We start from the raw sequence: 7,556 nt of genomic DNA on the forward strand, positions 1-7,556 counted from the left end.
AGAGAAGGGGAAAGAGAGTGAGAGTGAGAGTGAGAAAGAGTATTAGAAAGAGAAAGAGAAAGAGAAAGAGAAAGAGAAAGAGAAGGGGAAAGAGAGTGAGAGTGAGAAAGAGTATTAGAAAGAGAAAGAGAAAGAGAAAGAGAAAGAGAAAGAGAAGGGGAAAGAGAAAGAGAGTGAGAAAGAGAGTGAGAATTAGAAAGAGAAAGAGAAAGAGAAAGAGAAAGAGAAAGAGAAGGGGAAAGAGAGTGAGAGTGAGAAAGAGAAATAGAATTAGAAAGAGAAAGAATGAAAATTTATTTGCAGGGTAAAATGAATCAGACTAAATAAGAATGTAAATGAGGATATGAAACGGTTTGCTTGTGCTGCTACCGTCCCAACTCCCGAAATGCCCTGCGCAGGATGGTAAAATCGTTTCCAATCTTGTAATCTTTGGCATACAGCATATTGAGGCGTGTGCCCACTACGGCGCTGCGCTGGTTTTGCGGTAAAAGATCGTCGGTGTGGAGTATGGCGGGGCGGAGTTTGGGAAGATGCAGGTGTGCATCGGTACCGGGGGCGTAGCCAACCCAGGTGCGCAGGCCGGCAAGTACACGCACAATATTGGGGATGAATCCGGCCGGACGACGCATCAGCCACATGAGCAGCGGCGAAAGCGGCAGCAGCAGCAATGCCGAAGCTACATCAAACACCCGTTTGTTGCGACGGTTTACAGGCTTGCTTACCGAGTTGATGTCAATCACATACAAATCGCCGGCTGTGTCTATGGAGTTGCTGCCGATGATGGACAGGCTTTCGGGCGGAGCAATTTTGTAATCGACCGTGCGGGGCGTGTGGAGCAGCGCCATGCGGTCTATGATGTCTTGCGCGGCAAGATCTTTGGCGCAGAAAATCACTTCGTCTATGCTGTAAATAGTCACCACTTCATTGAGCTGCCCGAAGCGGCCAATGAAAGCGGGGTCGCTCATTTCTTCGTTGCTGCTGCTTACAAAGCCAATGAAGCTGCTGGTGACGCCCGTTTGGTTGAGCAACGCTTTTACGCGGCGGCATTCGTCGGGACTGCCCACTACGGCAATGCGCTGGGGATGGCCGCTGTCTATGCGCAGCGATTTGATGCGCAGTGCATGAAAAGCCAGCCGGCTCAAGAGCAGTTCGCCCAGCGCCCAGGCCGCGCCCAGCAGAATAAGCGCCCGCGAAAAACGAAGCGTTTCGGGCAGCAGCGCATAGCCGATAAGAATGGCCGCTGTGCCTGCCACCACACCGCGCACAATTTTTAAAAGCCGCACGGGCTTATCATACCCGCCGCTGAAATACACGGCCGTGAGCCACACCAGCACATACACCGGAAACAATACATTCACCACTTCGGGCGAATAATAGTTTCCGGAATCAGCCAGTTTTACGTTGGCTTCGTAGTAGTTCTTTATGAAATACAAGCCAGCCAGCATGAGTGTGGCATCCAGCAGCGGCAGCGCAAGTGCCCGTAATGCGCGCATGCACAAAGCCGCACCTGCACGCAGATACACGGCCATGTTGATGAGCAACGAAAACAGCCGTGCATTCTTCTGCGAAAAGTGCTTGCCCGCAAAAATGATCATGGCGCGGTAAAACACAAACACATAATTCACGCTGCTTTTCTTCGTGCTCTCGCCTTTGTAGTGAATAATGCGCGTGTCGTGGAAATAGTAGTTTTTCCAGCCGCCAAGCTGTATGCGGTACGAAAGATCAATGTCTTCGCCATACATGAAAAAATCTTCGTCCAGCAAGCCCACTTTATCCAATGCCGTTTTGCGCATCAGCATAAACGCACCCGAAAGAATGTCCACTTCGTGTGTCGCATTGCGGTCGAGAAAGCCAAGATGGTAACGCCCGAATTTTTTCGAACGCGGAAACAAGGCCGAAAGGCCGAATATCTTGTAAAACGCCACCGCCGGCGTAGGCAGTCCGCGTTTTGATTCGGGCAAAAAACGGCCCTTTCCGTCAATCATCTGCACGCCCAGTCCGCCCGCATCGGGGTGCGCATCCATAAACGCAACCACTTTGGTAAAAGTACTTTCCTCTACCACCGTATCGGGGTTGAGCAGCAGAATATATTCGCCTTTGGCCACACGCATGGCCTGGTTGTTGGCTTTGGAAAAGCCTGTGTTTTCGCGGTTGGCAATTAAATGAACCTCGGGAAATTTTTCCTGCACCAATTGCACCGAACCATCTACCGAATTATTGTCCACTACATACACTTCGCCATCAATACCCTGCATGGCTTTGCGCACGCTGTGCAGACACTGTTCGAGAAAGTGCTGCACATTGTAGTTGACAATTACAACGGTTAGTTTCACTCCGGTTTGGGATTTTGTGCGTTGGCTTTTTCGGCGGCTGCTTTGTATTCCTGTAACAGGGCTGTTGCAGGGCCGCGTTCAAAAAGGGAAAAGAAGCCCGACTGTTTTGCTTTTTCGGCTACGGCATCGGGTACAAGCACAAGTTGCAGCGTACCTTCTTTATGCAGCACCGAGTAAAATGCCGCGCCTTTTTTCTGCTCGCTCAGGGCTGTATTTATATCGGTAATCAGTTCGGGCGACCAGATTGAATCGTATTGCTGGTAGGCTTTTTCGTAAAGCTGGTTGCCAATCTGGTAGCGCACAACGTGGGTTGACGGGCTTACCTGTTCGTCGGCCAGTTTCGAAGGATCGAGCAGATTGCCGGATACGGATGCAAGGTTGAGGAGCACATCGCCGTAGGGATAATAATCGTTCAGCGAACGGAAATCGGCAATGGCAAAGAAGCGTGCAAACTCGTCGAAAATATTTTCCTGCGCATAGACCGATGTTTGCCGCACCGCTGCGCGTGCATCGCGCCACCACGCGCTGTCTTTAGCCGTAAGCAGGCCGGTAGCTGCAAAGCGGTTCAACGCATCTTCGGTTTTGGCGGTGGTGTACACGTCAAATTCGTTCAGGTCTTCGAGCATGAGCTCATCAACCGCAAGTGCAGCCCGGGCTTGTGCCTGGGTGAGCCGCAACAAACCAAAGCGCCTCAAATCAACCTGAATTTCGCGCTGGTCGATAGTTTTTTTGCAATCGCGGCAGAGGTAGGGCACCATAAACAGGCGTGTGCTGTCGGCCCGGTCGGCCAGCAGTTTGTTGAATGTGCGGTAGAAAAGCAAATCGGTTACATCGTCTTTATACCAGTCGTGGCGGCGTTCGTAAGTGATTCCGCCGGTGGTGAAGCGGGCGAGGGCGTAGGCGGTGTCTTTTTCGCCGGGTTCGGAGGGCAGAAATTCGCCGCTCACATTTTCGGCTTTGAGGTCGGGCCAGCGGCGGGCTAATTTTTCAAACTCCGGTGTGTAAAGTTGTGCCGCATTCATGAGTGTATCGCCGCCCAGTTTTATTTCGAGCAGTGCGCCGGCGCGTAACAGCAGTTCCTGCAGTGCGTTGAGTGAGTCGGCTGCAAGGCTTACTTTTTCGAGCGAGTCGAGGGCAGCATCATTTTTAACCACCAGAATACCGCCGGTGCGCAGTTGCAGGGCCGCAGTATGTAAATCGGCTTCGCGCGGACTGCGGGTTGTTTTTTCTTTTTCCGGCTGCTGCGAGCAGGAGGCCATAAAAAGGGCCGCCGGAAAAAGCAGTATGAAAAGCGTATATGGCTTAATGCGCATCACTATTCGGGTTTGGCAAGGTCTTTATCAAACGCTTCAAGCATTTCGCCCCAGCTTATGGGGCGTTCTTTGGGCAGCGGATAAGTGGAAGCAAATTTCGTAAAAGCCAGCCATTCGGGCTCGGTAAAACCCAGGCGGCCCATTACGGGTTTCATTTTTTCCATTTGTTTGCGCTCAAAACGCACACTGCGCAGGCTGTCGAGTGTCATTACCTGCTGCTTGAGCTGGGTGTAAGTGCCGGTGGTTTTAAACTCGTTGATGTGCTTGAGCACATCGCCGTAAGTAAGCGTATCGTTGCCGTTTTGCTGCTCAAAGGTAATGAAGTCGAGTGCCAGATTGGGCACTACATATACAAAGTCGAAACTATCCAGCCCGCAGGCTGTCATCAGGCGCAAATCGGCCAGCAGCTTTTTTCCTGTGGCATCTACGCGCACGCGGCGACGCAAAATGCTGCAGTCGTTCTGGCTGCGTCCATCGGTTGTGCTGTCGGAATGCAGCCAGACGGCCTGTCCGGTTGTATCGGATACCGTGTCGCGGCGGAGCGAATAATCCGGCGTTCCGGGTTTGGTATCGGTACAGGCAGCCAGCAAACCGAGCAAAGCAGCAAGCAGCAGGAATTTTTTCATCGGGCGTTAAAGATAATTGATTTGGCGCAGCGGCGGTGGTTCCGGCTGCTCAAGGTATAGTGCAAACACGCTTTGTCTGGCCGGTTTATTGCAGGTTTCAAGGCTAAATACATTTTTTTACTGTTTCTGTACCCTGCACCAGTTAAACCTTTGCACGTTGCTTTCGTTTAATCTCCACAACCTTTGCCCGATGATGAAAAAATTACTCCTCGCGCTGCTTGTTTTCACTGCATTCCGCGCTTCTGCACAGTCGCTTTACTTCCCACCGCTAACAGGTAATACGTGGGATACCCTTTCGCCCGCCTCGCTGGGCTGGTGCCCCGATAAAGTTGACTCGCTCATTCAGTTTGTGGGCAGCCGGAACACCAAGGCCTTCATCGTGCTCAAAGACGGTAAAATTGTCATCGAAGAATACTACGGAACCTTTACGGCCGACAGTCTCTGGTACTGGGCTTCGGCTGGCAAAACACTTACTGCTTTTACCGTGGGCATTGCCCAGCGCGAGGGCTACCTGCAACTGAGCGATACCACTTCCGATTATCTCGGCACCGGCTGGACAGCCTGCACACCGGCGCAGGAAGAAAAAATAACCGTCTGGCACCAGCTCACCATGACTTCCGGCCTCGACGATGGTGTGCCTGATCATCACTGCACGCTTGATACCTGTTTGCAATACCTTGCCGATGCCGGTACACGCTGGGCCTATCACAACGGGCCATATACCTTGCTCGACGGGGTAATTGAAAATGCTACAGGGTTTACACTCAACCAGTACATCACCCAAAAAGTGAAAGCACCCACCGGCATGACCGGCCTGTTTATTCCCAGCGGGTACAACAATTTATACATCAGCAATGCCCGCAGCATGGCGCGTTTCGGTTTGCTGCTGCTTAACCGCGGGGTATGGAATACCACGCCGGTGCTTAACGATACGGCTTACTTTAACCAGATGGTCAATACTTCGCAGCCGCTTAATCAGTCGTATGGCTACCTCACCTGGCTCAACGGGAAAAATTCGTTTATGGCACCGGGGCTTCAGTTCCAGTTTCCCGGCTCGTTCAACCCCAATGCACCTGCCGATATGTTTTGTGCTTTGGGCAAAAACGGGCAGTTTATTGATGTGGTGCCGAGCCAGAATATTGTGCTTATCCGCATGGGCAATACCCCCTGGGCCAATAATGATGTGCCTTTTACGCTTAACGACACCATCTGGATAAAGCTCAATGAGGCCATGTGTGCGCCGCAGGCCGTAACTGAATTTACTCAGCCTCAATTCACGCTGTCTCCCAATCCGGCAGCTGATGTACTTAACTTTTACTGGCACGGAAATAACGCCCAGCTGGAAGTATTCGATTGCAGTGGCAAACGTATTACAAGCCGTCAGCTGGCCTTTGGTCCGGGCAGTATTGAGGTGAGTGATTGGGCGGGTGGACTTTATTTTGCGCGGATTACCGGTGAAAATACGGTGCCCCATACCCAAAAAATACTCATCTCCCATTAATTGTTTGATATACAGGTGTAAAATGAAAAACGGGAGCACTGTCTGTCCGCAGCAGTGCTCCCGTTAGGTAAGAAGGCCGATATTGAGCTGTTAATTTTTTGACACACACTCCAGCGTCAACACCGGCTTCTTAATTTCGCTTAGTAACGGAATTCGAGTATCATGGGAATTTCGTATTAATTGGGACTTATGATTGTTTTGTTTCTTTCTGGAGCCAAAGTATCCCGGATATTAGCCGTTCGCAAGTAATCACTAACAAGGAGTGTTAACGAGTGCTAAATAGTGCTAAATCCCCATGGCAAATTGTGCTTTTGAAGTTATTTCTGCGTCTGCTTAGATAACGCAGACGGGTCAAACCTCCTAAATCACACACATGAAGCGTCTTCTTCTTTCCCTTTTATTCGTTGTGCCGGCTTTAAGTCCGCTTTCGGCACAAACTCCCGCTCCCGTGCCCGAAGAAACACCGCATATTGATCTGGTGTTTTGTTTGGATGCCACCGGCAGCATGAGCGGACTGATTAAAACAGCCAAAGAGAAAATCTGGGACATTGTCACCAGTCTTTCGCAAACTACTCCCGCACCCGAAATCAGACTGGGCATGGTGTTTTACCGCGACCGTGGCGATGCATTTGTCACAAAAGTATATCCGCTTACTACTGATATAGACAGTGTGTATTCCGAATTGCTTGATATATCAGCCAAAGGCGGTGGCGATTCGCCGGAGAGTGTGAACCAGGCTTTGCACGAGGCGGTTTCGCAAATGAACTGGAGCGAAGGGGCAAAAGTGTACAAAACAATTTTTCTGGTAGGCGATTGTCCGCCGCACATGGATTATAAAGACGATGTGAAATATACCGAAACCTGTAAACTGGCTTCGCAAAAAGGCATTATCATCAACAGCATCAAGCTGGGTTTAAGTTGTACTGAAGCTGTACAGCATTTTCAAACCATTTCGGGTGCTGCTGAGGGCGAATACATTCAGCTGGGGCAGGATGCAGGCGATGTGGTTTTTAAAACACCGTTCGACGACAGTATCAATTACTACACCCGCCTTATCGAACGTTCGCGCATTTATTATGGCAGCCGTGAGATGCAGTACAAAAATTATCAGCGCAAGGAAAAGAGCGAAAAAATTATGAAAGAAGCCGATGGGTATGCCAATGCCGACCGCGCTTCCTACAACAATTCAAAATCGGGTGCAAAGAATTTTTATGGCGAATCAGAACTGATCAATGACCTCATTGAAAAACGGGTGGCCCTTGATTCCATTGCCGAAGAACGCCTTCCGCCCGAAATCAGGCAACTCCCGCGCGAGAAACGCCGCGCACACGTCGATTCGCTGGTGCAGCAGCGCCGCATCATGCAGGCGCATGTGGTAAGGCTCACACAGCAGCGCACCGCCTACATTGCAGCCGAGCGGAAAAAGCAAAACAGCACAAACGCATTCAGCGATCAGGTGTTTGCCATTATGCAAAAGCAGGCTGCCACCAAAGGCGTGGTGCTTAAACGGTAGTTTTTGTTTGTTTTGGTTACAACGCTGTCCGTAATACCGGGCAGCGTTTTTTTGTTGTGCGCTCAGGTATCACGGGGTGATATAAACGAATAATAATATTATAATTTAAGAGCCTGTTAGGATTTTTTGTTGCGCTTTGATTTTACAGGATTTTTTGGCCGATTGAGGCGCTTTTTGAGTCAATACCTGTCCCGACAGTATTGTCGGGATTGGCGAAAAAAGCAACGAAGAGCGGTCAAAAAAGACGCAAAATCATTAGTAAGAAAAAAT

Annotated in this window: 6 protein-coding genes; 3 read left to right on the plus strand and 3 right to left on the minus strand. The window is 50.3% G+C overall.

The window, feature by feature from the left end; translation table 11 throughout:
* The coding region (locus IM638_20390; GenBank protein ID MCA6365402.1) for a hypothetical protein at positions 1-308 on the plus strand (308 nt) is incomplete at its 5' end.
* A gap of 57 nt (positions 309-365) precedes the next feature.
* Here the strand turns inward: IM638_20390 and IM638_20395 are convergent.
* The 3 genes from IM638_20395 to IM638_20405 are packed head-to-tail and all read right to left on the minus strand — an operon-like array spanning position 366 to position 4,272.
* On the minus strand, positions 366-2,333 hold the full coding sequence (locus IM638_20395; GenBank protein MCA6365403.1) for a glycosyltransferase: 1,968 nt from the start codon (positions 2,331-2,333) through the stop codon (positions 366-368).
* Positions 2,330-3,646 (minus strand): hypothetical protein, encoded by a 1,317-nt coding sequence (locus IM638_20400; protein MCA6365404.1) that lies wholly within the window; start codon positions 3,644-3,646, stop codon positions 2,330-2,332. Before IM638_20400 ends, IM638_20395 begins: the two co-directional genes overlap by 4 nt.
* A 2-nt stretch (positions 3,647-3,648) precedes the next feature.
* Complete coding sequence (locus tag IM638_20405) at positions 3,649-4,272, minus strand: hypothetical protein (protein ID MCA6365405.1); 624 nt, start codon at positions 4,270-4,272, stop codon at positions 3,649-3,651.
* Positions 4,273-4,462: 190 nt separating this feature from the next.
* Between IM638_20405 and IM638_20410 the strand changes: the two genes are divergently transcribed.
* Together IM638_20410 and IM638_20415 are read left to right on the plus strand one after the other, a co-directional pair.
* Positions 4,463-5,773, plus strand: coding sequence for a serine hydrolase (locus IM638_20410; protein MCA6365406.1), 1,311 nt, complete (start codon positions 4,463-4,465; stop codon positions 5,771-5,773).
* Between the two features lie 373 nt (positions 5,774-6,146).
* Complete coding sequence (locus IM638_20415) at positions 6,147-7,286, plus strand: VWA domain-containing protein (protein ID MCA6365407.1); 1,140 nt, start codon at positions 6,147-6,149, stop codon at positions 7,284-7,286.
* Positions 7,287-7,556 lie beyond the last annotated feature (270 nt).

The organism is Bacteroidota bacterium, assembly GCA_020402865.1.
Classification (GTDB): domain Bacteria; phylum Bacteroidota; class Bacteroidia; order Palsa-965; family Palsa-965.